Source organism: Dehalococcoidia bacterium (assembly GCA_021295915.1).
Taxonomy (GTDB): domain Bacteria; phylum Chloroflexota; class Dehalococcoidia; order Lucifugimonadales; family UBA1123; genus VXRN01.
Genome location: JAGWBK010000043.1, coordinates 9,515 through 32,603, shown reverse-complemented (window position 1 = coordinate 32,603; position 23,089 = coordinate 9,515). Strand labels below are relative to the sequence as shown.

The following is a 23,089-nucleotide window of genomic DNA, read 5'->3' as shown; positions in this document are numbered from 1 at the left end:
CCAGTTTGGTAGGCGAACATTTCACCCTAACCCCCGGATCAAGTCCGGGGCAGGCTCTAACCATCTCCCTGAGGGAGCTTGCAGGGGTATGTAAACCGATAGTTCGTTCGTACATGGACTCTGGATTCCGGCCTCCGCCGGAACGACGGTATGCGAATACCTACCCCTCTCAGCCCTGGGGGAGCTTGCAGGGGTATGTAAACCGATAGTTCGTTCGTACATGGACTCTGGATTCCGGCCTCCGCCGGAACGACGACTTGCGAATACCTACCCCTGTCAGCTCCCTGAGGGAGGGGACTTTCGATACCGGGGCGTGGCGCCGACTAAAACCGTTACAGGCTCGTCGGCTACAGATTTGACGCAATTTACTCAGGAGCGGAGAACGTGATGGAGAACATGAACAACGATCAACGTCGGAAGTTGATGATGTGGAAGCTACTAGACTACCTGAGAGATGAGATCGACCCTAATCAGGTCATTGACATCTGGGTAACCCCACTGGAGAACTATCGCGACATCGCAGACAGAAATGCCGACAGACTACCTAGAGAGCTGGCTGACCAGTTCAAGGACATTCTAGCGAGCGACGGACCATACCACGATCCGGTTCTGTACGAGTTTAGCGAACTGACCAGATGGATGCTGGCGTACTACGGAGACGTGACCACCAATCTGTTCCCTGATCTGGTTGATCATGTGGACGCTGAGAAGGTCAGAGAGACAGTGGCCGAGTCGAGAGAGCGGCTAAAGGACTCGGCGACCAGATTACTGGAAGCTCTCAACACTGAGCCAGTGGGAAGCTGAGATGGGCTTGGGGGGAGTGAAGGGGGTTGGTAGGTAAACATGCGCTTAACCCTCACCTCCGGACCAAGTCCGGGGCAGGCTCTTCGCCGTTATGACGAGATAGAAGCGCCTATCAATCTGATACAGGCTCCCTTCGACAAGCTCAGGGCGAACGGATGCGGGCGAGACGCCAGCATTCAGGCAGCAAGCCGTGTTATAATCGTGGCTCGTAGGGGCAGATGCTTCCCCGACAGTGTCGGGGCCTTTTAGCGTATTCGCACAATGGGCTGTCTGCCGCGTACCGAAGTTAGGAAATCCAGGCGCGAGGTGAAGATATTTGGCATATGTAACGCTTCGGGAAGGCGAAGACCCAGAAGGCCTTCTCAAACGCTTCCAGACGGGAATGCAGCGATCCGGGATCCTGCGTGAACTGAGAAATCGCCGGTTCTTCCGCTCCAAGGGAGAGCAGATGAGGCTAGACAAGCAGCGCAGCCTGCGACGCATCAGGCGCCGACGCCGTCGCTAGTCTCTGCGAGATAACTCCACTTAGCCTACCCAGAGGGGAACCGACGCACTGCCGCCCGACCTCAACCCCACCCCTCTGGATACCGGCTTTCGCCGGTATGACGGTGAAACAATGCGCTGACGCAACTGCGTCGGCGCTACTCCCACACCCACTCGGCGTCGCCGATACGGACTAGGTCCCCTGGACCTGCTCCGGCCTGCTCCAGCGCGGTGATCACGCCTGATCGCTCCAGCCGGTTGTAGAACTGGAGCTTCGCCGCCCAGTCGTCAGGGTCGACCATTCCAGCCATTCGCTCCGCGGGCGGCCAGTCGACGATGTACACGCCGATCTCGTCCTCGTACTCCACGTACACCTCAGGCCTGCGTCGCCGCGGCTCCGGCCGCAGGATCGGCAGGTCCTCCTCGCTGGAGTATGACGCGCTGAACGTCGGCTCCGGCGCCTCATGCAGCATCCTGAGAACACTGTCGAGCAGCGGCTGTAGCCCGTCGTGAGTCGCAGCCGAGATGAAGTACATCTCCCCGCCGTCCAGCTCCGACTCGAACGCCTCGCGTATCTCGTCCTGCAGCACCGAGACGTCGTCCAGGTCCAGCTTGTTGACCGCCAGCACCTGCGGCTTCGCGGACAGCCGCTCATCGTGCAGGCTCAGCTCCTCGTTGATCTGCCTGTAGACCAGCACGGGATCGTCGAGTGAGCCGTCGACGAGGTGGACGAGCACCCTGGTGCGCTCGACGTGTCGCAGGAACTCATGGCCGAGTCCGATGCCCGCGTGCGCACCCTCGATCAGACCGGGTATGTCGACCATGACGAACGTCTCGCCGTGGTGCTCGACGACTCCGAGCGTCGGGTCCAGCGTCGTGAACGGGTAGTCGGCGACCTTCGGCCTCGCTGCTGAGAGCGCGGTGATGAGGCTCGACTTGCCGGCGTTCGGCGCGCCGACGATACCGACGTCAGCCAGCAGCTTCAACTCCAGCCGCAGCGTTCGCGTCTCGCCAAGCTCACCAGCCTGTGCCAGTCGTGGGAACCTGTTCGTCGGTGTTGCGTAGTGAGCGTTGCCCGCGCCTCCACTGCCGCCGGCGGCAGCGAGCCACCTCTCACGCGGCTCGTCGATGTCGGCCAGCAGCACAGGCTGCCCTTCATCCTGCCAGATCTGCGTCCCGACAGGCACGGAGAGCGTGATGTCGCCACCGTTCGCCCCGTGTCTGAGCTTCCCGTCCCCACGGTGACCGTCTCCGGCCTTGAAGTACCTGCGGTAACGGAACGGCATCAGCGTGTTCAGGTTCGGGTCGCCCTCGATGTAAATGCTCCCGCCCGTTCCGCCGTCTCCCCCGTCAGGTCCACCCCGCGGCACGTACTTCTCCCGGCGCCCGCTGATGGCTCCATCCCCACCTTTACCTGCTGTTATATGGATAATGACTCGGTCAATCATAGGATCAGTATATCTAGTAACAGTAATAAGGGTGTGGATTACGGGGATAACGTGTCATGTGGCGGGACAGATCAGTCTGTTCTGAGCTGTATGGCAGCCCCCTCCCGTCATTCCGGCGAAGGCCGGAATCCAGGGGGCGGAGGTGTCCTTCGACAAGCTCAGGACGAGCGAATTGTTGGTTTACCTACCTCGTGAGTTGAGGGAGAGGAGTTATTTGGGTCTCTGCGACAGCGGCAAGGCAGTCGGCGATGGGTGGCTGTTGATAACCTGTAGACAACTTCGGAATGTATGAGCGACGTGGTGTTCATAACTGTGCTAATACTAGACCAAGCGGGCGAGTTATCCACACCGCGCTCTAGTTATCCCCAATAACTAGCCAGTTATCCCCATCTCTGAGGCCCCGAAATTCATTTCTTGACTTGGTGTGGGATGAAAAAAGGACTAGGTTCCGACCGGAACTGATGGGCGACTAGGAGGCAGCCAGCGTCTCGCGGATGTTGATCACGTCGCGCCGGAGGCTGGCATCGACACTGAGCTGGTTGGTGATCCTGTCGCAGCCGTGCCTGACGGTCGTGTGGTCCTTCCCGCCGAGTACCTGACCGATTGTGGCCAGGCCGAGCTGCGACTCCTCGCGCAGCAGGTACATCGCCACCTGACGCGCTTTCGCGGTCTTCTTGTCGCGCTTGCGGCCCTTGAGCGTCGCGATGTCCACACCGAAGTACGAGGCGACGGTCTCGACCACCACTGAATCGGGTATCTGTCGCTCCGCCGCGGTCTCGACCACGTCGGTCAGAGCACTCTTGACGAGATCGACGGTCACCGCCGTCCCCATGAGATCGGCGAACGCGAGCACCTTGTTGAGGCCACCTTCGAGCTCGCGGATGTTCTTGTGGATGCGCTCGGCGAGGTAGAGCAGCACGTCATCTGAGACCGCCTGCTGGGAGCCGTCGGCCTTGGCCCTGAGGATCGCGATGCGCGTCTCGATGTCAGGCGGCTGTATGTCGACTACGAGACCTCCGGCGAGCCGGGACTGGATCCGGTCCTCTAGCAGTGCCAGAGCCGACACCGGACGGTCGGACGTCACCACGATCTGCCGGTTGGTCTGGTGCAGCGCGTTGAACGTGTGGAAGAAGCCCTCCTGGGTCTGGTCCTTCCCGATCAGGAACTGTATGTCATCGAGCAGAAGCACATCCGCGGTCCGATAGTAGTCGCGGAACTCGTCCGTGGTGCCGTCGCGAATCGCCCTGATGAACGAGTTGGTGAACTCCTCGGTGGTCGAGTAGATGAGCGACATGCCGCGAGCGGCCACCTGGTGACCGATGGCATGCATGAGGTGCGTCTTGCCCAGGCCGACGTCGGAGTACATGACGAGCGGGTTGTATAGCTGGCCGGGCTGCCGCGCGACGCCAAGGGCCGCAGCATGAGCGAACTCGTTGGACTTGCCGACGACGAAGCTGTCGAACGTGTACCTGCTATTCAGCGCCGGCGGACTCAGCCCGCCTTCCACCCATCTCTCCTGAGGGAGAGGGTTGGAGCCTGCCCCGTACTCGATACGGGGGTGAGGGTGACCGGTCCCTACGCCTGGATCTCCGGACTCACCCGACGGCGCCCAGGCGGACTCGACCGCGAATCGCACCTCGACCTCAGCCTCGACGACGCCCTCGACGGTCTGCGCGATGAGCGAGTACATCCGCTGCTCGAGCATCTCGGCCACGAACGCGTTGGGCGTGCCCACGACGAACTCGCCGTCAGCGTAAGCCAGGCCCGAAGTGTGCTTCAGCCACGTTGCATCTGCAACTGTCCCAGCACAGCCGCCCAAAGCTGCCCAGGGTCGGTAGAGGTCGCGACCATGATGCCCCCATCCTTGCGAAAGAGACTCGATAATATCACGACCGGGGCGTGGGCCCGCAAGGCGGATGTAGAGACGGTTCAGGCTATCGGATCAAACGTAGGGGCGGTTCTCGAACCGCCCTGTTACCTCGCTGCGGGCTAGCCAGTCCCGAGGAGAACAAGCCCAGTTCGAAAGCTATGGGCCCTGCCCATAGAACGCAAATGCCTCAGCCACCGAAATCGGGCCGTGCAACAGTGGCAGTAGTTTCTCCCTCATGCGCCTTGCCTGACTAGGCTTCACATCAGGATTGGCCAAGTATATCGAAGCGTGTCCGCGATTATCTTGAAGTGCTGTGTCGATAACCACGAAGGCTTGGATGCCATTATCCTGGACATCGCGTACCGCACGAGCTGTAAAGTAGGCTACACCTTCCGATTCGCGGGGAGAGCCTTGGAACGTCCTAGTAAGTGTCCGGCTTATGGTGTCCTCGACGAACTCCTGGGTGACGTACCACAGTCGGTTGACTGAAAACCCGCGCTCCTGCAAGTCCTTCAGTGAGATTGCAGACGGCTGAACCTGCCCATCTCTCACATGGTCTGGGTTGAACACAGATCGGAGGAGCGGTTCATCGTTCTCCACGACGCCGGGAGAGAGATCTGGTGCGGCACTTGATGTCTCGCCTAAGTGAGGAGAATGACAGGGCATAGACGGTCACGCCGATAAGAGCGACGCAAGCTCATCAGGGAGTTCAGACGCTACAGGAACATCGTCTCCGAAGAATTCCTTGCCGCCGCTGTCGCAACCGTAGAATGAAAATGTGCCGGTGCCGTAGAAACCCAGATCGATATGGATTGCTCCACCGGACCAGGCGAAATTCACTTCACCGTCATCAGCGAGCGAGATGTATGGTAACTCCTTCAAGTCCTCTGGCAGGAGGTTGGTGAACTGCCAAGCGTCCTCAAACGCTTTTCTACTTGGCCAATCTACCTCTGGGAGCCTTTCGTCCTCAGGGGTCAGATACAGGTCGGCCAAACGTCGCAACAGGGACCAGACTCCCTGTTCGATCCCATTGCTAGGTTGAAGGGTCTCGGCGGAGAGGGCCGATATACTTGCGAAATCAGGAAGTGCAGACGTGCTCATGATGCTAAATCAACTCTAACCTCATTCCTGATCGTAGTCAATCCTTATGAGAGGACATCACTCGAGGCCCACAAGGAGGACGGGGGAAGTTCTAGGCCGTGTTCAGCCAGAGCCGAGATATATGAGCCAGAAGTAATATCATATGCGGCAAAGGTCTGTTTGCTCACTCCTACTGGGATTGTGGATTCTTATGCCATGAAAACACCAGTCACCTCATCCGTCATCCTGCTCGCCACCATAACGATCCTGCTCACCACAGCCCTGGGCTGTGACGTCACCTCGAACGAACAGCCCTCCGAGACGCCGCTGAGGATTGGCCTGCTGCTCAACTTCACTGGCTCCCCGGAGGCGTCGGCGGACAGACAGCGGGCTTTCGAACTGGCGATCCAGCACGTCAATGAGGGTGGAGGCGTACTTGGAATGCCGGTGGAAGGTGTCACCGCGGACGCCACTCAGGACCCGGCTGCTGCCGTGGAGGCGGCCCGGCGCCTTGTGGAGGTCGAGGGCGTTCACGCGATAGTCGGCCCCAACGCCAGCTCGGCGTCTTTGCCGGTCTCACAGAACGTGTCGGGGACGCTTGGCATTCCCACGATCAGCCCTTCAGCCACCTCTCCGCAGCTCACCGGTGTTGAGGACAGCGACTACTTCTTCCGCACGGCGCTCTCCGATGCTGCCCAGGGTCCGGTCCTCGCACGAGTGACCCGGGAGCGCGGCTTCGACAGCGCTGGCCTGATCTACCAGGACGACGCCTACGGCCAGGGACTTGCTGACTCCTTCGAGGAGGCCTGGGATGGGACGCTGCAGGTCGTCTCCGTCGCTGTGGGCCAGACCGGGTTTCTACCTGAGTTGGAGCAGAGTGCCAGTGCAGGCGCACAGGCGTTAGTTGTCATCGCATTCGAGGACATGGCCCTCTCCATCGTGCGCGAGGCCATCGACACAGGCACTTACGACGAGTTTGTCTTTGGCGACGCGGCCAAGAGGGCAAGCCTTGTCAGGGAGATCGGCGGCGAGAAGCTGGGGGACATGTACGGGACTGCCGGAGCTTCCTCGCCTGCCAACACCGCAACGGCTGACTGGGAAGCTGCCTTCATCGCTGAGTACGGCGAGCTGCCCGTCCTCGCATACGTCAAGGAGACCTACGACGCTACCGTGGCCCTCGCCCTTGCGGCCCAGGCTGCGGGCAGTCTCGAAGGAGCCGCGATCCGTGACCACCTGCGGGACATCGGCGCACCACCCGGCCGCACCGTCGTGGGCACTCCCGAAGGCGTTGCCGATGGGCTGTCCCTGCTCGCTGAAGGTCAGGAGATCGACTTCGATGGCGCTGCCAGTACGCTGGACTGGGACGAAAGCGGCGACCTCCGTCGAGGCTACATAGGGGTTTGGCGCTTCACGTCCGACGGACGTATCGAAGAATTGGACACGGTGTTCTTCGAGAACTAGGTGAACTCTCTTTGCCTCCCCCCGTGATACACTCGCCGCACTAGACATAGCGGGTGAGGTGGCCGGTATGAACGTCATCTGGATTGTGTCCGATACATTCCGCAGGGACCACGTTGGCGCCTATGGCAATCCGCGCATCCGCACTCCCTCACTCGACACGCTCGCAGCCGGGTCAGTCAGGTTCGACGCCCACTACTCCGCCGGCTTCCCGACCATGCCCACGAGGGCCGATCACCAGACGGGACGGTGGACGATGTCCTTCATGGGCTGGGAGCCGCTTCCCTCCGGTGTGACCACACTGGCCGAGATCCTGGCTGGACACGGCCTGCACACGGCAGCCTCTGTGGACACTCCCTACTACCTCAGGGACGGGATGAACTACGACCGGGGCTTCCAGTCCTTCTTCATGAACATCGGACAGGACTCCCTGTGGTCGCTGATCCCGGAGCCCGGCTATCACCACGAGGCGCTGGATGTCAGGGATGCGTGGCGCAGCGAAGCGGACAGGAACGCGCCGAAGACGTTCATGTCCGCCATTCAGTGGCTGGAGCGCCACTACAAGGAGGACTTCTTCCTGTATGTCGACACCTGGGACCCGCACGAGCCCTGGGACGCCCCTGCCTACTACACGGAGCTCTACATGCCGGACTACGACGGCGAGCTGGTGCTCCCGCTCTACGGCAACTGGCACGATATGCCCGGATACCAGGAGTCGCAGCTTCGCAAGGCGCACGCCACCTACTGCGGCGAGATCACGATGGTCGACACCTGGGTGGGCTTTCTGCTGAAGTCCGTTCAGAACATGGGGATCGAGGACAGGACGATCGTCATCTTCACCACCGATCACGGCTTCTACTTCGGAGAGCACGGCGGCCTCTTCGGCAAGATGAGCTCTGACAAGTACCCGGACGGGACGCTTCGCCCATACGACGAAATCGGGTCGATGTGGAGCTACTCTCCACTCTTCGAGGAGCTCGTTCACCTGCCTCTGCTCGTCCGCGCTCCCGGAGTGTCGCCAGGCGCCTACAGCGGATTGAGTTCAGCAATCGACGTGATGCCCACGGTGCTCGATCTGCTGGATCTGGACATCCCGGACTTCGTACAGGGCCGCTCACTCGCGCCCGCGATGCGAGACAGGTCACGGTCAGGCCGTGAGTACACGATCAGCAGCCTTCCCTTTGCCAACCCAGGAGACCCGGTCAGGTCTGTCGACAACTTCCTCCGCGACCTCAAGGACCCTTCCGTCACGACCGTTACCGCGGGACAGTGGAGCCTTCTCTACAGTCCTGACCCTGGGGTGTCCCAGCTATACAACCTGGAGTCCGATCCCCATCAGAATGACAACGTCATAGGTAGACACATGGACGTGGCCGGAGAGCTACACCGGCTTCTGGTGGAGTTCATGCGCGAGAACGAAGTGCCTCAGAGACTACTCCAGCCGCGGCTGGACCTGCGAATGTAGGGGACCAGAAGTCCCTTCTCCCCTACTCCCCCGGCCGCTCCGCCAGGGTGATGTTGGCGATCAGCTCTTTTCCCTCTCTAAGCAGCGTCACGTTCACTGCATCTCCCGGATGGTGCGAGATCAGGAACTTGGACAGCTCCCCTGTGTTGCGCAGCGGCTGGTCATCCATGCTCAGGATGATGTCCCCGACCATGAGCCCGGCGTCGTCTGCGGCGCTGCCCGGAAGCACCTGCCGCAGCAGGATGCCCTCGACCTCCGGATCGAGCCCGAGCTGCGCTGCAACCAGCGGATTAATCGCCAGGGGTAGAACGCCTAGATAGCCCCGGCGCACGAATCCCTGGTCGATGATCTGCCTTGCGACCTCCTGGGCGTCGTTGATGTTGATGGCGAACCCGATGCCCTGCCCTACGCTGACGACGATGGTGTTGATCCCGATCACCTCGGCGCGCGAGTTGACCAGCGGTCCGCCGCTGTTGCCAGGGTTGATGGAGGCATCGGTCTGGATCAGGTCCACGATCGTGGTGTTATGCGTGGTGTCCACCGCACGCCCCAGGCCGCTCACGACTCCCTTGCTCACCGTGGGAGCGCCGCGCAGCCCCATGGCGTGACCGATAGCGATGACGTCCTCTCCGACCTCCAGCGCAGACGAGTCGCCCAGACGTGCGGGCACAAGGTCCTCGACGCCCACGATCTTGATCACCGCGATGTCTGTCACCGGGTCCTGGCCGACGACCTCAGCCTCGTGGATGGTGCCGTCGCTGAGAGTTACCGTGATGTCCTGGCCAGCCTCCACGACGTGGTAGTTGGTCAGCACGTGTCCCTCGGGGCTGAGTATGACCCCGGTCGCGATGCCGCTCGGCGAAAACGGAGGGTTGAACAGGCCTGCGGTCGCGAGCTCGGTCGAGATGTTGACGACCGATGGCGCGAGCACCTTGACGACCTCGGTGGTCGGCATGGACACGGCCGTCGAGAGGGTTACGCTGGCCGCTCCCGAGAACCCAGTGCCTGTAGGGGCAGGTTTCAAACCTGCACCAGTCTCAACAGCGATCTGCGGTTCCGGGGTCTTGGGAAGCTCCGTCGCCGTCGGCTCTGGGGCCGGTGTGCTAGGCGGCTCCGGGGTTGCGGTCGGAACTGCCTCCGTCGGCGTCGGAGGAACGGTGGGCGACGGGTCGGGCGAGGACTGCACGACAGCCACAGACGCTGGGGTGGGATCAGGCGCCGTTGCACTGGCAGGCTCAGTCACCGCAGGGGCCTCAGGCGTGGACGCGACCACGACGGTCGCAGGCTCCACGGTGGCCTCGACCAGCTCTACCTCAGCAGGAGCCGCAGGCGCGGGCTCAGATCCGCAGCCAACCGCGACCAGACCGGCGACAAGCGCCAGCACAACCAGTATGGGAGCTATTAAACGTTTCAGCATGGTGAGCACCTATGTGACATTTCAGTCTGCAAGGGTGGACCGAATTTCCCAACTGCTATGTAGGGCCGTCGCGTAACGAGACCTTCGCCCAACTTCATCGTCCCTTTGCACATCTTCGCCATCCCCTTGACGAACTCCGCCATGCCATTGCCGATCTTCGCCATCCCTTTGCCCATCTTCGTCATCCCGGCGAAGGCCGGGATCCAGAGGACGTTATGCCAAAGGTTTCCACGTGCGAGCCCATGTAGAATCTATAACGCTCCTCCTTACAATCAGATTAGCATTTGTTCAAGAACAGAGAGACGGCAGACTCTGGGCTCATCATCCCACCACCCTCAGGCTGGCGATGGAAGTAGGTGTGTACAGTCAGGTACGAACATCAACCAATAGGCCCCCTCTCCCTCAGAGCCTGCCCCGGACTTGATCCGGGGGAGAGGGCTGGGGTGAGGGTGAAAAGGTCTGATCCCAACCAACTTGTAAGCACCCGCACCCAGAGACCATTAGCGAAGCAGTCCTACACCCCCTACAAGAACACCACGGAGACCAATTGATGGTGGATGAAATATCCCGTTACAACATGGGCCGCTGGAATGAACTCGCCGAGGCCGGAGTCGCCTACGCGCGCCCATACCTGGACCTCAACGAGGCCTCCGCCCGCGAACTGGTGGACCCGGACGGCATCATCGACGATTTCGAGGGCAAAGACGTACTGTGCCTGGCCGGCGGCGGAGGTCAGCAGTCTGCTGGATTCTGCATCCTCCGCGCGAACGTGACCGTCTTCGACATCTCGGAAGTCCAGCTCGAGCACGACCAGCAGGCGGCCAGCCACTACGGCCTCGACCTGCGCACGATCCAGGGCGACATGCGTGATCTGTCGGTCTTCGAGGACGATAGCTTCGACGTCGTCTGGCACGGCCACTCGATCAACTTCGTCCCGGACGCCAGGGAGGTCTTCAGGCAGGTCGTGCGAGTGCTGAGGCCCGGCGGCGTCTACCATCTCTCATGCGCCAACCCGTACTTCATCAACGTCGAGCCCGAGGACTGGAAGGGAGATGGCTACCGGCTCTGGGACACCTACGGCGACGGCGAGATCGAGATTGCCGATCCCGACTGGACGTTCTCAGACCCCGACGGCGTGGACCAGCGCGTCCGCGGCCCGAGGGAGTTCAGGCACACGCTCGAAACCCTCATAAACGGCATGATTGAGCTAGGCTTCAACGTGGTCAAGATCCGCGAGTTCGGAGACTACGACCCCGACACCGATCTCGAGCCCGGCACCTGGGACCACTTCCAGTCCATCGCCCCCCCATACCTCACCTTCTGGGCCGTGTACTGCCCACAATAGCCCCCTCTCCCTTGACGGGAGAGGATTGAGGTGAGGGTGAAGAGCCACGCTCACCCGCAACGGCCAAGCAACAGATCCCCTCTCCCTCAGGGAGAGGGCTAGGGTGAGGGTGAAAGGGCACGCTCATCCGCGAAGTCCAACCAACGGCCCCCTCTCCCTTGATGGGAGAGGGTTGGGGTGAGGGTGAATGCCCCTTGCCCTCAGTCCACGAAGAAAGCCCGCAGCTCATTCACCAGGAAGTCAGGGTTGTCCCCCGTAATCCCGTGACCAGATTCAGGCACATCCACCCACGTCATCGACGGCTGCATCTCGATCATCCGCGACTTGATCTCGCCTGAGAGGAAGTCGCTCTCGCCGCCCTTCATCTCCATGATCGGGCACGAGATCTTGCCCCACTGCTCCCACAGGTACGGCACCTCTTTTACTCCGAAGCTGCCGTTGATCCAGAACATGTCCGGGTCCGACTTCGTGACGTACTTGCCCGCGTAGTTGAGCCTGAGGCTGTGCTCGGCCTGGTGGCGGTAGTGGTCCTCGCCGGGCCTCGGATTGCCCTGCATCTGGATCTCGACGTACTCGTCGATGCTGCGATAGCCGAGGAGCCGCCTGTTCATACCGGAGATCTGGTTGCGCGCCGACACGACGCTCATCTCGGGGCCGTAGTCGAGGCAGACGAAGTGCTTGAGGTGGTCCGAGCGATCGCCGGCATAGGCGATCCCGTTGCGAGCGCCAAGAGACGCACCGACGTAGTCGCACGGGGCAATGCCGATCTTCTCAACGAACTCCGCGAGGTCGCTCCCGAAGTCTGCGACGCCGTAGCCCTCCCATGTGTGGTCCGAGTCGCCGTGTCCACGCTGGTCGATGGCGATCACGCGGAACTCCTCGTGCAGCGCGCGGGCGATGTGGTCCCAGTTGTGAGCGTTCCCACCCTGCCCATGTGCAAGCAGCAGGTTGCGGTTAGACGGTCCTCCCCAGTCCAGGTAGTGAATGTTGAGCCCGTTCACCTCAACGTTATGGTCAGTCGGCGTAATATCGGTCATGGCGTACTCCTGAGGGGACGTGCAAGTCCGCGTGAGCCCCGTTCGGTATAGTAGGGATATATTACACAGGGGCCCCTGTGTAGTTAAGTCCTGACGTTCTGCGTCCCAAGTGAGCTCCGGAGAACTGTTGGCATCGACGACCCCACACCGAATCGGCATCCTCGGCGGGACGTTCGACCCGATCCACCTCGGTCACCTCGCGATTGCCGAGGCTGCCCGAGATCGGCTGGACCTCGACAGGGTCATCCTGATTCCGGCTGGCCGACCGTGGCTCAAGTCCGGTCAGCAGGTGACGTCAGCCGACCACAGGCTCGCGATGGTGAAGCTTGCGGTCGAGGACAGGCCCGGACTCGAAGTATCTTCGATCGAGATCGAACGCCCCGGCCCGACCTACACGGTCGACACGCTCGCCGAGATGCGCGATGAGAAGGGCAACGAAGCCGAGCTGTACTTCATTCTGGGCATGGACTCAGTACGCGACCTCCGTCGCTGGCACGAGCCTGAGCGACTCTTCGACATGTGTACCGTAGTCGCCGTGCCCAGACCGGACAGTGTCGACATCTCGACCGCCGAGATCGAATGTGAGTTCCCCGTGGCACACGACAGGATCAAGACCATCCGCGGCCCGATGTTGGACATCAGCGCCACGGACATCAGGCAGCGAATCTCCGAGAGCCGCTCGGTCAGCGATAGCGTCCCACCACCCGTCGAGCAATACATCCACGAACACGGCCTCTATCGCGGGGGCGAGGGCTACTAGGTAGGATAGAGTCCCCTCTCCCCGAGAGAGGAGATGTAAGGGTACACGGACAGGCATCAGTACCAGCCAACAGGCCCCCTCTCCCTCAGAGCCTGCCCCGTACCCGATACGGGGGAGAGGGCTGGGGTGAGGGTGAATACTCCTTACCCAGCTATCGTCGAGGCCGTCTCGCCTTGTGAGCCCCCGGTTACGCGATTAACATGCACCCGAAACTCCAGGAGGCAAACACCCATGGCCAACCAGGTACTGACCCGATCCGTCCCCAACGCATTTTGAGACGGCTGAGCGGACTACGTCACCCGTGAGGTGAACGTCTTGGAAGGAATCATCGAAGTGACCTTCGACCTCAGCGACCGCATGGCAACAGTCACCTACGACACCGACGTTGCCGATGTCACCGCCATCACCGAAGCCATCGACCGCGCCAACGACCTCATGCGCCCCGAAGACGACAACGCCGAAGACGCCGACCGCGTACTGGGATGAGTAATCCCGTCGTGTAAACTGGAGGCCACACCTTCAGGATAGAGTTCTCTCATATCTGAGTCCTGGCCAATGATCGATCAGAAGACTTTGGACGATATAATCCGGCGCGTCGTTGATGCGGTCCAACCTGAGAAGATAATTCTCTTCGGGTCCGCCGCCCGGGATGGGCTCCACGTTGCCAATGACATCGACCTGCTCGTCATCAGGGACGGCAGGACTCTTGAACTCATGCGCAGCATCTATCGGAATTTGCAAGGCGTCGGGGCCGCAGTCGATGCGGTCGTCGTATCCCCTCAGGATGTCGAGCGATTCGGCGATAGCCATGCTCTGGTAATCAAGCCCGCCCTGCGGGAAGGGAGGGTGGTCTATGAATCTGACAGATCGCTTACCACTGGCTCGAAGAACAGTTACGACCAGGTTAGGCGAACCGCACCTTGAAGTCCGCCGGGTCTTGGCCGACGTGTTGGATGATGGTCTTGGCGTGCCTCAGGCAGTCCCTGGCACTGAAATTCAATTCGACATGAAGTTGGTTCACTATTACCGGATACACCATTGGCTTACCAGTTTCGTGAATTGCCTCTGCCGCTACTAGATACCGCTTAGCCGATGGACTTGATCTAATTGGACAATGAGCTTTCGTCAGGAGGTTGCCATTCGTCAGCCACCGGACGGGTTCGGTCATAAGCCGATTCCAAGAACTGATGGTGACGCTGGAATTGTCAGGGAAGCGGATCTCCGCAGGAGTGGGATGCCCTTTGACCCAAGAAACGTCCGATAGACTTTGCCAACCTTGCTGGTTTAAGACTTCGCTATGATGCACAACAGGTGGAGTCGTCTTGGCCACTGGTATGGGTATGGGTGCTGGACTGCTGTCAACTTGGATCGCTTGAGCAAGTATCGGCGAAGCACCTTGGGTGACGGTTCCAGATTGCACGCTCGAACGCCACAATGCCAGCGCCCTCAGACAAGACCGGGAAGGCGGATCGTCCGATAGGGAGAAGGTCGTTCTGGGGATGGTGCTGCCTGAATCAAACAGCTCCCAGCGGTTGCCGTCGGTCAAGAGGAAGTAGCTCGCTTGCGTATGGGCACAATACAGTATTCCCTGATCTAGAGCCCTTCCGCCCCGCAGAGACTCATCCAGCTTCTTGGACTCAACCACTATTGCAGGGTTTCCATCGTTGAAGAGAACGTAGTCCGCGATCTGGTTATTCGGCACCCGATACTCTGGCACTACCATACTAGGATCTTCGGTATCCCAGCCCAGTTCTCTCAGAAGGGGATCAATGAGTGTGTACCGGGTGAATGCTTCACTCTGGCTAAGAGCGGCATGATGAGAGCTAATGCGCTCTCTGAGCGTTTCAACCAGTTGCAGCAGGCTTTCGAGTGGCATATTCGGACTCCCAACCCGGCATATTGGGCGGATTGTAGCAAAGACCCTTTTCCAACGTTGTTGCCAAGCATTCGGAGTCTACAGCAGTCTGTACTAACGCAGGTTCTTCCTCATGTACACTTTATGCAGCCACCCTTGATCGGAGGTTTCTCATGAAGCGTACGATTACAGCCACATACAGGGACGGAGTGTTCTACCCCGACGAGCCCTGCGATCTTCCTGAAGGAGCGACCGTCGAGATTAGAGAGTTGCTGGGTGAGGCCATACCTGCGTTTATCGAAGATCCCGAGGAGCGAAAACGAAACCTCAAGGCTGTAGCTGACCGTATGAGGCAGAATCAGTTCAGTCCAGATGCACCTTCTCTGACTAGGGACGAGCTACATGAACGCCGTTGATACGAACGTTCTGGTGTATGTACACGATCCACGGTACCCAGACAAGCAGGCAATGGCCCATGCAGTGGTTTCGTCTCTAACGGACGGAATCTTGCTATGGCAGGTGGCCTGTGAATATCTTTCAGCAAGCAGAAAGCTGAGTCAGTTCGGATTCGACCGTACTGATGCGTTGGCGGACATACGAGGCCTGATGCGTTCATGGCGTTTGGAGCTTCCCCACTGGTCTATTACGGAGATTGCCGAGAACCTGTGGGGCCGCTACAGCCTGTCCTTCTGGGACAGTATGATCGTCGCTGCTTGCCTCCATGTGGGCGTTGAGCGACTGTACACTGAAGACTTCAGTGCCTACCCTCAAATCGACAGCCTTGAGATCGTCAACCCGTTCGCGGAGTAGGCGATCCCCCCAAACTGTTGACACACACAGGCACTCCCCCTACCATTGTGCTCACTGCTTGAATAATGTCCAAGACTGAGACAAGTTGCGCCCGGAGGGTAACGCATGGATTTTGCCTATCAGTACTCAGAAGACCAGGAAGAATTCCGCAAGGAAGTCAGGACGTGGTTGGAAGAGAACATTCCCGATGACATGAGAGCCCCCGTCGACCGGAACGAGCTCTCCGACGAGCAATACGCGTGGTGGCGGGACATGCACATGGTGCTGGCCGACAAGGGCTGGCTCTACCCGACGTACCCCAAGGAGTACGGCGGAGGCGGCCTCTCCGGCGAGCACGAGACCATCCTCCAGGAGGAGTTCCGACGGGCGCGCGTCGTCCCCGGCTTCACCAACAGCCTGGTCTTCCCGACGCTCCTCGTCTGGGCCGATGAGCCCCAGAAGGAGAAGTTCCTCAAGCCGCTGCTCAGCGCAGAGAAGATCGCGTTCCAGAACTTCTCAGAGCCCAACGCAGGCTCCGACCTCGCCTCGTTGCAGAGCCGCGCCGTCCGCGACGGCGACGACTTCATTCTCAATGGGCAGAAGATCTGGATCAGCGGCGTCGAGTCGCCTGACTACCTGTTCGGCCCGTTCATGACCGACCCGGACGCGCCCAGGCACCGCAACCTCGGCTACTTCATGGTGCCGTTCCCGGCAGACGGCCTTTCGCAGGAGCGCATGAACCTGCTCTCCGGCGACGACCAGAGCGTCTTCTTCTTCGACAATGTCAGGATCCCCGGCGACCACCTCATCGGTGGCGACCAGCAGGGCTGGCAGGTCACGCAGACCACGCTCGAAGTCGAGCACGGCGGACGCGGACAGGCGTTCCCGCGCGACGAGTCATTGGACAACCTGATGCACTACGTCCGCAACAGCGAGCGCGAGGGCGAAGCCCTTGGCTCCGACCCGATCATCCAGCAGGAGGCCGCGTCGGCGTACATCGACTCCCACGTCCACAGCCTGATGAACCTGCGGAACTACGGTATGTACCAGTCCAGGCAGGAGATGACCTACCAGGGCTCGCAGACGTCCATGTTCGGCAAGCTCTACAGGATCACGAACGCCGACCGCTCTCGCGACATCATGGGCATGTACAGCCTGTGCGGGACCGAAGAGCCGCGCGCACCCTATGGCGGCGAGCCTGAGGTCTACCAGCGAGGCAGCCTCGTGGGTGCACACCCGGCGGGCACCGTGGAGATCCAGAAGGTCATCATCGCGCGCCGCATCGGCATCAGCCGGACGCGTGAACGCGCAGCAGCCACTCCGTCCACGGCCGGAGTCGGCGGCGTCTAGCGTCTGACCTACACACCGGAAGCAAACCAAGGGCCTCCCACTTCAGGGAGGCCCTTTTCATTTGGTAGGTATGGAGCGCGGGCGTCTCGCCCGCACCTGTGTCGCGTTCTTCTCGAGCGCCACAAGCCAAGACGGGCGAGACGCCCGCGCTCCCAAACCTCGCAGAGCATCGTGCTCGGACAGGCAGGAATCTTTGTATAATGTGCGTTGCCGCAGCAAGGGTGCGCGGCAGGAGTCACAGGTTAAGGGGAGGGGATACGATGCCGACGATAGAAGAACGATTTGCGGAGAAATTCAGCGGCTCGGTGGACTGGCACAGGCGAGGAACGGAGCTCTTCGCGGGCGGTATTACACACCAGACAAGGTTCACGTCTCCCTTCGCTGTCTACATCGAGCACGGCCAGGGGCCGTTCAAGTACGACATCGACGGCAACGAGCTGGTCGATTACGTCATGGGCAACGGCAGCCTGCTGATGGGTCATAGCCCCGAAGACGTCACCGCCGCTGTAACGGCGCAGGCCGCGCGCGGCACACACCTCGGTGGCGCGACCAGCCACGAGATCAGGTACGCGGAGGCCGTCAAGAACCTGATGCCGAACCTCGAGCGGGTTCGCTTCACCACGTCCGGTACGGAGTCCACCTACCTCGCGCTGAGACTGGCGCGCGCACACACCGGCAAGACCAAGATCGTGAAGTTCCACGAGCACTTCCACGGCTGGCACGACTATGTGGCGCCCGAGTCCGGACAGGCGCTCGGCGGCATCCCTCAGGAAATTCTCGACACCGTGATCGTCGCTCCTGCGGACGCCGCCGCCGTCGACAGGATTCTCACGGAAGACAACGACGTCGCAGCTGTGATCGTGGAGTCCAACGGCGCCCACTACGGCACGTTCCCGCTGATGAACCCGACCTTCCTGCAGGACATCAGGGAGATTACGACAAAGCACGGCGTCGTCTTCATCATGGACGAGGTCATCACCGGATTCAGGCTCTCTCCCGGCGGAGCGCAGGTGAGATGGGACCTGGAACCCGACCTTACGACGATGGCGAAGATCGTCGCCGGCGGTCAGCCCGGCGCAGCAGTCGGTGGTCGCGCCGACATCATGGAGCTGATGGCATTCAGGGAGGACCCCGAGTGGGACACGATCCACAGGGTGCCGCAGGGAGGGACGTTCAACGCCCAGCCTGTGACCGCCGCTGCCGGCATCGCCACACTGGAAGCGATCGCGACCGGTGAGGTGAATGCAAGGGCGGACGCCATGGCCTCAACGAGATCTTCATTCGCAACGAGGTCACCGGACACGCTCACGGCATCGCTTCGATCATCCACGTCAATCTCGGCGCAGACTGCTCCTGCGACCGCGGCCTGTGCAACATGCCGTACCAGCAGATATACGACACGATGCCCGGGGAGACCACGAGGGCCCTTCGCAGGGCGATGCTCGTCAACGGCGTCGACATGATGGGAGGCCGCGCCTTCCTCGTATCGTCGTCACACGACGAAGACGTCGTCGACCGCACCCTCGAAGCCTTCTCCCAGTCGCTAAACGACCTGCGCGAAGAGGGCGTGGTGTAACCGACCCAGCGAACCGTGAACTGTCCTTCCACATGCTGTAGGGGCAGGTTTCAAACCTGCCCCTACTTCAGAAATACCCTCCGAGTGAAACGGACCGAACTTTGCCAAGATTCGACAACCAGGTAGCCATAGTCACCGGCGCCGCCACAGGCATCGGATACGGCATAGCCCGCCGTCTCGGGTCTGAAGGCGCGAGCGTCGTCATGGTCGACTTCGACGGCGACCTCGGCGAGCAGGCAGCGAGCGAGCTGTCCTCCCGTGGTACGCCGACGCTCCTCACACTCGGCGACGTGGCCGAGCCCGAGACCGCCGAGCGCGCCTGCCAACAGGCGCTCGACGAGTGGGGCAGGATCGACATCCTGGTCAATAACGCAGGCATCGGCGGCATCAACGGCAACATCTGGGAGCTGCCCGTCGAGGAGATGGACCGCGTCTACCGCACCAACCTGCGGGGCGTGTTCAGCTTCACCCACTCTGCCATTCCGCACATGCTGGAGCGCGACTACGGCCGGATCGTCAACATCGCCTCGGTCGCAGGAAAAGAGGGCAACCCTCGAATGGTCCCCTACTCCGCCACCAAGGCGGCGGTGATCGGTCTTACCAAGTCCGTCGGCAAGGAGCTTGCGGCCACCGGCGTCCGGGTGAACTGCGTTACGCCTGCGGTCGTGCAGACCCGCATCCTGGACGAGTTCACACCCGAGCAGATCAGCTACATGGTCGATCGCATCCCGATGGGCCGTACTGGAGAGATAGACGAGATTGCGGCGCTGGTTGCATGGCTGGCCTCCGAGGAGTGCTCCTTCAGCACCGGCGCCGTATTCGACATAACCGGAGGCAGAGCGACCTACTAGTCGCCGCCGCCAACACTGGAGGATAGATACCAACATGCCCACAATGCCCGCCGCGCTGGCAACCGGACTCGGACAGCTTCGATGTGACGAGGTCCCCATTCCTGACCCGGAACCCGGAATGGTCCTGGTCAGGACGACTCTCGCCTCGATCTGTGGCTCCGACCTTCACATCTGCTACATGGGCTGGAACGTGTACGAGTGGCCCCTGCCGCACGGCTACCCTGGCCACGAGGGCGTCGGCGTAGTCGTCGACGGCAGCGACACCGACTTCGAAGAAGGTGAGCTCGTTCTCACCGCTCCGAACATCTGGAACTCCAAGACCTTCGCCGGCTACCAGCTAATCGATCCGAAGTTCCTGCTCAGGCTGCCGACCGACACGCCGCAGGCGCACCTGCTGATGGCGCAGCAGCTCGGAACGGTCGTGTTCGGAATGCGCAAGCTGCCGTCACTCGTCGGTAAGACCGTAGCGATCCTCGGACAGGGCTCGGTCGGGCTGTTCCACGACTTCATGCTCAGGCGCATCGGAGCGCACCGCATAATCGCGATTGAACCCGTGCAGGAGCGACAGGAACACGCGAAGCGAATGGGTGTGGACGAGGTCATCGACGTCACCGGCCAGCGCGCGACCGACGCCGTCCTGGATCTCACGGACGGTGAGGGCGCCGACCTGGTGGTCGAGGGCGTGGGCAGCACCGATACGCTGAACCAGTCGTTGCAGCTAGTAAAGCCGCTCGGCAGGGTCGCAGTGTTCGGCCTTCCCCCGACGATGGACAGGGTGCCCTTCGACTGGGACACATTCTTCAGGAAGCGTCTGGACCTGCACACAGTCTTCGGCGCACAGGACGAGCCCGGACTGCCCGCATTCCAGCTTGCCGTGGACTTCATCAGAAGCGGCGAGATCGACATGGAGCCATTCGTCACCCACCAGCTCCCGATCACGCGCGTCCAGGAAGCGTTCGACCTCGCCGACACCAGAGGCGACGGCGCACTAAAAGTGTCCTTGACGTTCTAGGGAAAGTTTCCGAAGTCCCTTCCTAGGTAGACAACTGCTCTCACGCTTGAGTATGAGCCAACTGACCCCCTCTCCCTCAGAGCCCGCCCCGTACTCGATACGGGGGAGAGGGTTGGGGTGAGAGCCTGCCCCGTACTTGATACGGGGGTGAAAAGACCCGCCCGCAATCAACCAGGCGCCACCCACACCCCTCTGGATTCCGGCCCCGTATCAGGGTACGGGGTGACGTTCCTTCGCCAGAACGACGGTGTGTGAATACCCATCCCTTCTCCCCTGGCGGGAGAAGGTTAGGATGAGGGGGAATCGTAGTAACACCCTCACCTCAATCCTCTCCCATCAAGGGAGAGGAGGCCATAAGGAATTCCTAAACCCCAAACCCAGTCTGCAGCACTTCCCTGAACGACCGCACGATCCTGTCGGGCCGCACACTCGACCCGTCCGGCAGCCCACGCCCCCTGAAGTCGTGCCAGATGCCAGTGATCCCGAGCCGCTGCGGCGTCGCGACCTCCCAGTTGAGGTTGTCACCGATCATCCACGCCTCATCCGGCCGCGCATCGAGCTGATCGAGCGCGTGCAGGTAGACACGCTCATCCGGCTTGCCGACCCCGAACTCCTCCTCGATCATGATGAGGTCGAAATACCGCTCCAGGTCGAACCGGTCGATCTTGCTCCTCTGGATCGCCGAGTTGCCGTTGGTGATCAGCGCCATCCGTACCCCGGCTTCCTGAAGGGTCGCGAGCGTTTCAACCGCTCCCGGAAACGGCTGGACTCGCTTCTCGCGCTCACGTCCGTAGGCGTCGCCCATCGAGCGTGCGAGGCTGAGCGAATGGATGCCCATCTGCCTGAACGCGCCGATCATGATCTCGTGCCGTATGTTCGAGGTGCTCAGCCGGGCGCGCCGGTGCCGTCCCGGGTCGGACCAGAACCAGCGACGGTACGAGTCGATCCCGGCGACAAGCTGGTCAACCGTCCAGTCGGGAAGCTTGTCAGCATAGGCAGCGCAGACGGCCCTCAGGACGTCCCCCGAGCCCGGTTCGTAGGCCAGGATGGTATCGTCAAGGTCGACGAGCATCGCCTTGGGCAGGCTATTGGTGCGATGTAGGGTTGATTCTGGCTGCTTCACGTAATCTGTGTCCGTCATTCGCCGCGGCGAATCCAAGCGTTGAGGATGATGTCTGTATTGATAAAACTAGCTGGTAGTAGCGCTAGTCATCAGGCTTGTCGGCACACTGGCACAGCAGCCTGAGCGTCTCGAACGGGTAGATGCCCGTGTAGTGCGCGTCGCTCCAAAGGAACTGGACCGCGTACCTCCCCACCGATAGGTATTCCTCCGCCCTCAGGTCCGCCGGAACGCTCGCGGGATCCAGCAGACGCCGGTTGGTCCACTCCTCCACGCACTCCGCGCACCCGCAGTTCACACGCAGGAATGTCGCCGTGAAGTCCGACCACGTCACCCGCACATTCTGCCCATCAAGCTCGACACCCGACACACTAACCGGGGAGTTATCAGCCATCTGTACCTGCTTTCGTCTTCTTCGTACTGCTAACCTGACCAGATCCAGGGCAATCATACTTGGACTCTAGGTCCCCACCCCTTGGGTCACGGAGAATTGTAACCCTCATGGACTGAAACCCAACCATCTGACCCCCTCTCCCTCAGGGAGAGGGTTGGGGTGAGGGTGATTGCTCAGCTACCCACCATCGCGTGATGCTCCAGACCGAATGCAACACACAATAGTCGTTAGCTTACATGGTATCACCAAGCAATCACGTCCCGGCCACGCATAGGGAAGTTGCATCAGCCTAATAGGAAGACTCAGCTGCCAGCAACATCGTCGTTCCCCCTGGAACAGGCCCCAATCAGTGCCGGAGCTCTCTCAGGCGAAGGCTCTGCGCCTGAACACCGCGACCACTACGAATATTCCGCTCGCGACCAGGGTCATTGCAGGACCGGCGGGCAGGTTGAAGTGGAAGGAAAGGTAGAGGCCGGTCACGGCGGCCACGGTCCCAAGGACCGCAGCCGTCGTCATCATCGATACAAGACGCCTTGCCAGCAGGTACGCCGTGGCGGCCGGGATTACAAGCATTGCCATGACAAGAATAATGCCCGCCGCCTGAATCCCTATCACGATGACCAGGGCAAGCAGCGCCAGCAGAATGTAGTCAGCCAGGTTGGAGCGCATGCCTGAGACCTGCGACCCCACGGGGTCGAAGCTCGTAAACATCAGCCAGTGGTGAAAGGCGAACAGCCCGAGGATGACCACCGCGGTTATCGCCAGGGAGATGTAGATGCCGGTCGGAGATATGGCCAGGATCTGCCCCAGGAGCAGGTCTTCCATATCGACCCTGATGGTAGTTGCACGTGCCAGCATCACGAGTCCCAGGGCAAACATGGTCGCAAAGAGGATGCCTATGGCGGTGTCGTTGCTCAGTCCCGCGCGGCGACTCACAACCCTGACCAGCATGGCGACGGACACCCCGGTAGGGAC

24 protein-coding genes are annotated in these 23,089 nt (G+C 60.9%); 15 read left to right on the top strand and 9 right to left on the bottom strand.

The features are described 5' to 3' along the window. Nucleotides 1-387: 387 nt before the first annotated feature. Together J4G14_12060 and rpsU are read left to right on the top strand one after the other, a co-directional pair. Entirely contained in the window at nt 388-804 is a 417-nt protein-coding gene (locus tag J4G14_12060) for a hypothetical protein (protein ID MCE2458531.1), read from the top strand. Nucleotides 805-1,120: 316 nt separating this feature from the next. After that, nucleotides 1,121-1,309 (top strand): 30S ribosomal protein S21, encoded by a 189-nt coding sequence (gene rpsU, locus J4G14_12055; protein ID MCE2458530.1) that lies wholly within the window; start codon nt 1,121-1,123, stop codon nt 1,307-1,309. A gap of 136 nt (nt 1,310-1,445) precedes the next feature. On the opposite strand, the gene obgE is transcribed toward rpsU, so the two are convergent. The 3 genes from obgE to J4G14_12040 all read right to left on the bottom strand — a co-directional run bounded on the left by obgE (nt 1,446) and on the right by J4G14_12040 (nt 5,607). Continuing rightward, nucleotides 1,446-2,735, bottom strand: coding sequence for a GTPase ObgE (gene obgE, locus J4G14_12050; GenBank protein MCE2458529.1), 1,290 nt, complete (start codon nt 2,733-2,735; stop codon nt 1,446-1,448). A 469-nt stretch (nt 2,736-3,204) separates the two neighbouring features. Next, the gene (dnaA, locus tag J4G14_12045; GenBank protein ID MCE2458528.1) at nt 3,205-4,554 is read right to left on the bottom strand and encodes a chromosomal replication initiator protein DnaA; all 1,350 of its coding nucleotides are present in this window, start codon (nt 4,552-4,554) and stop codon (nt 3,205-3,207) included. A gap of 723 nt (nt 4,555-5,277) precedes the next feature. Further along, nucleotides 5,278-5,607 (bottom strand): hypothetical protein, encoded by a 330-nt coding sequence (locus J4G14_12040; GenBank protein MCE2458527.1) that lies wholly within the window; start codon nt 5,605-5,607, stop codon nt 5,278-5,280. A 294-nt stretch (nt 5,608-5,901) separates the two neighbouring features. Between J4G14_12040 and J4G14_12035 the strand changes: the two genes are divergently transcribed. Further along, nucleotides 5,902-7,146: an ABC transporter substrate-binding protein gene (locus J4G14_12035; protein ID MCE2458526.1), complete on the top strand. Its 1,245-nt coding sequence runs from the start codon at nt 5,902-5,904 to the stop codon at nt 7,144-7,146. Between the two features lie 67 nt (nt 7,147-7,213). Next, nucleotides 7,214-8,608, top strand: coding sequence for a sulfatase (locus tag J4G14_12030; GenBank protein MCE2458525.1), 1,395 nt, complete (start codon nt 7,214-7,216; stop codon nt 8,606-8,608). 22 nt (nt 8,609-8,630) lie between these two features. Here J4G14_12030 and J4G14_12025 read toward each other — a convergent pair whose 3' ends face one another. Next, a complete protein-coding gene (locus J4G14_12025) occupies nt 8,631-10,025 on the bottom strand; it encodes a trypsin-like peptidase domain-containing protein (GenBank protein ID MCE2458524.1) in 1,395 nt (464 codons plus the stop codon). 550 nt (nt 10,026-10,575) lie between these two features. On the opposite strand from J4G14_12025, the gene J4G14_12020 reads away from it, so the two are divergent. Next, nucleotides 10,576-11,370, top strand: a complete 795-nt coding sequence (locus J4G14_12020) for a class I SAM-dependent methyltransferase (protein ID MCE2458523.1) — start codon at nt 10,576-10,578, stop codon at nt 11,368-11,370. A gap of 200 nt (nt 11,371-11,570) precedes the next feature. Here J4G14_12020 and J4G14_12015 read toward each other — a convergent pair whose 3' ends face one another. Next, a complete protein-coding gene (locus J4G14_12015; GenBank protein MCE2458522.1) occupies nt 11,571-12,407 on the bottom strand; it encodes an alpha/beta hydrolase in 837 nt (278 codons plus the stop codon). Nucleotides 12,408-12,534: 127 nt separating this feature from the next. Between J4G14_12015 and nadD the strand changes: the two genes are divergently transcribed. The 3 genes from nadD (at nt 12,535) to J4G14_12000 (ending at nt 14,091) form a co-directional block, all read left to right on the top strand. Then, nucleotides 12,535-13,167, top strand: a complete 633-nt coding sequence (gene nadD, locus J4G14_12010) for a nicotinate-nucleotide adenylyltransferase (GenBank protein MCE2458521.1) — start codon at nt 12,535-12,537, stop codon at nt 13,165-13,167. 315 nt (nt 13,168-13,482) lie between these two features. Then, nucleotides 13,483-13,653, top strand: a complete 171-nt coding sequence (locus tag J4G14_12005) for a heavy-metal-associated domain-containing protein (GenBank protein ID MCE2458520.1) — start codon at nt 13,483-13,485, stop codon at nt 13,651-13,653. A gap of 69 nt (nt 13,654-13,722) precedes the next feature. Further along, on the top strand, nt 13,723-14,091 hold the full coding sequence (locus J4G14_12000) for a nucleotidyltransferase domain-containing protein (GenBank protein ID MCE2458519.1): 369 nt from the start codon (nt 13,723-13,725) through the stop codon (nt 14,089-14,091). Here J4G14_12000 and J4G14_11995 read toward each other — a convergent pair. Next, the gene (locus J4G14_11995; GenBank protein ID MCE2458518.1) at nt 14,072-15,043 is read right to left on the bottom strand and encodes a type I restriction enzyme HsdR N-terminal domain-containing protein; all 972 of its coding nucleotides are present in this window, start codon (nt 15,041-15,043) and stop codon (nt 14,072-14,074) included. The two genes, J4G14_12000 and J4G14_11995, sit on opposite strands and share 20 nt — an antisense overlap. Before the next feature lie 152 nt (nt 15,044-15,195). Between J4G14_11995 and J4G14_11990 the strand changes: the two genes are divergently transcribed. The 7 genes from J4G14_11990 (at nt 15,196) to J4G14_11960 (ending at nt 20,600) form a co-directional block, all read left to right on the top strand. Continuing rightward, nucleotides 15,196-15,438 carry an antitoxin family protein gene (locus J4G14_11990; GenBank protein MCE2458517.1) on the top strand — a complete coding sequence of 81 codons (243 nt, stop codon included), beginning with the start codon at nt 15,196-15,198 and terminating at the stop codon, nt 15,436-15,438. Further along, on the top strand, nt 15,425-15,832 hold the full coding sequence (locus J4G14_11985) for a PIN domain-containing protein (protein MCE2458516.1): 408 nt from the start codon (nt 15,425-15,427) through the stop codon (nt 15,830-15,832). Before J4G14_11990 ends, J4G14_11985 begins: the two co-directional genes overlap by 14 nt. 105 nt (nt 15,833-15,937) lie before the next feature. After that, on the top strand, nt 15,938-17,161 hold the full coding sequence (locus tag J4G14_11980) for an acyl-CoA dehydrogenase family protein (protein ID MCE2458515.1): 1,224 nt from the start codon (nt 15,938-15,940) through the stop codon (nt 17,159-17,161). Nucleotides 17,162-17,421: 260 nt separating this feature from the next. Beyond that, a complete protein-coding gene (locus J4G14_11975; protein ID MCE2458514.1) occupies nt 17,422-18,624 on the top strand; it encodes an aminotransferase class III-fold pyridoxal phosphate-dependent enzyme in 1,203 nt (400 codons plus the stop codon). Next, complete coding sequence (locus J4G14_11970) at nt 18,600-18,737, top strand: hypothetical protein (GenBank protein ID MCE2458513.1); 138 nt, start codon at nt 18,600-18,602, stop codon at nt 18,735-18,737. The genes J4G14_11975 and J4G14_11970 overlap by 25 nt, the downstream gene beginning before the upstream one ends. Before the next feature lie 101 nt (nt 18,738-18,838). Beyond that, on the top strand, nt 18,839-19,588 hold the full coding sequence (locus J4G14_11965) for an SDR family oxidoreductase (GenBank protein ID MCE2458512.1): 750 nt from the start codon (nt 18,839-18,841) through the stop codon (nt 19,586-19,588). Between the two features lie 34 nt (nt 19,589-19,622). Continuing rightward, nucleotides 19,623-20,600, top strand: a complete 978-nt coding sequence (locus J4G14_11960) for a zinc-binding dehydrogenase (GenBank protein MCE2458511.1) — start codon at nt 19,623-19,625, stop codon at nt 20,598-20,600. 364 nt (nt 20,601-20,964) lie between these two features. Here J4G14_11960 and J4G14_11955 read toward each other — a convergent pair whose 3' ends face one another. The 3 genes from J4G14_11955 to J4G14_11945 all read right to left on the bottom strand — a co-directional run. After that, nucleotides 20,965-21,741 carry an HAD family hydrolase gene (locus tag J4G14_11955; GenBank protein MCE2458510.1) on the bottom strand — a complete coding sequence of 259 codons (777 nt, stop codon included), beginning with the start codon at nt 21,739-21,741 and terminating at the stop codon, nt 20,965-20,967. A 64-nt stretch (nt 21,742-21,805) separates the two neighbouring features. Then, the gene (locus J4G14_11950) at nt 21,806-22,114 is read right to left on the bottom strand and encodes a DUF971 domain-containing protein (GenBank protein ID MCE2458509.1); all 309 of its coding nucleotides are present in this window, start codon (nt 22,112-22,114) and stop codon (nt 21,806-21,808) included. A gap of 363 nt (nt 22,115-22,477) precedes the next feature. Next, a partial coding sequence (locus J4G14_11945) for a metal ABC transporter permease (protein ID MCE2458508.1) occupies nt 22,478-23,089 on the bottom strand: 612 nt, incomplete at its 5' end.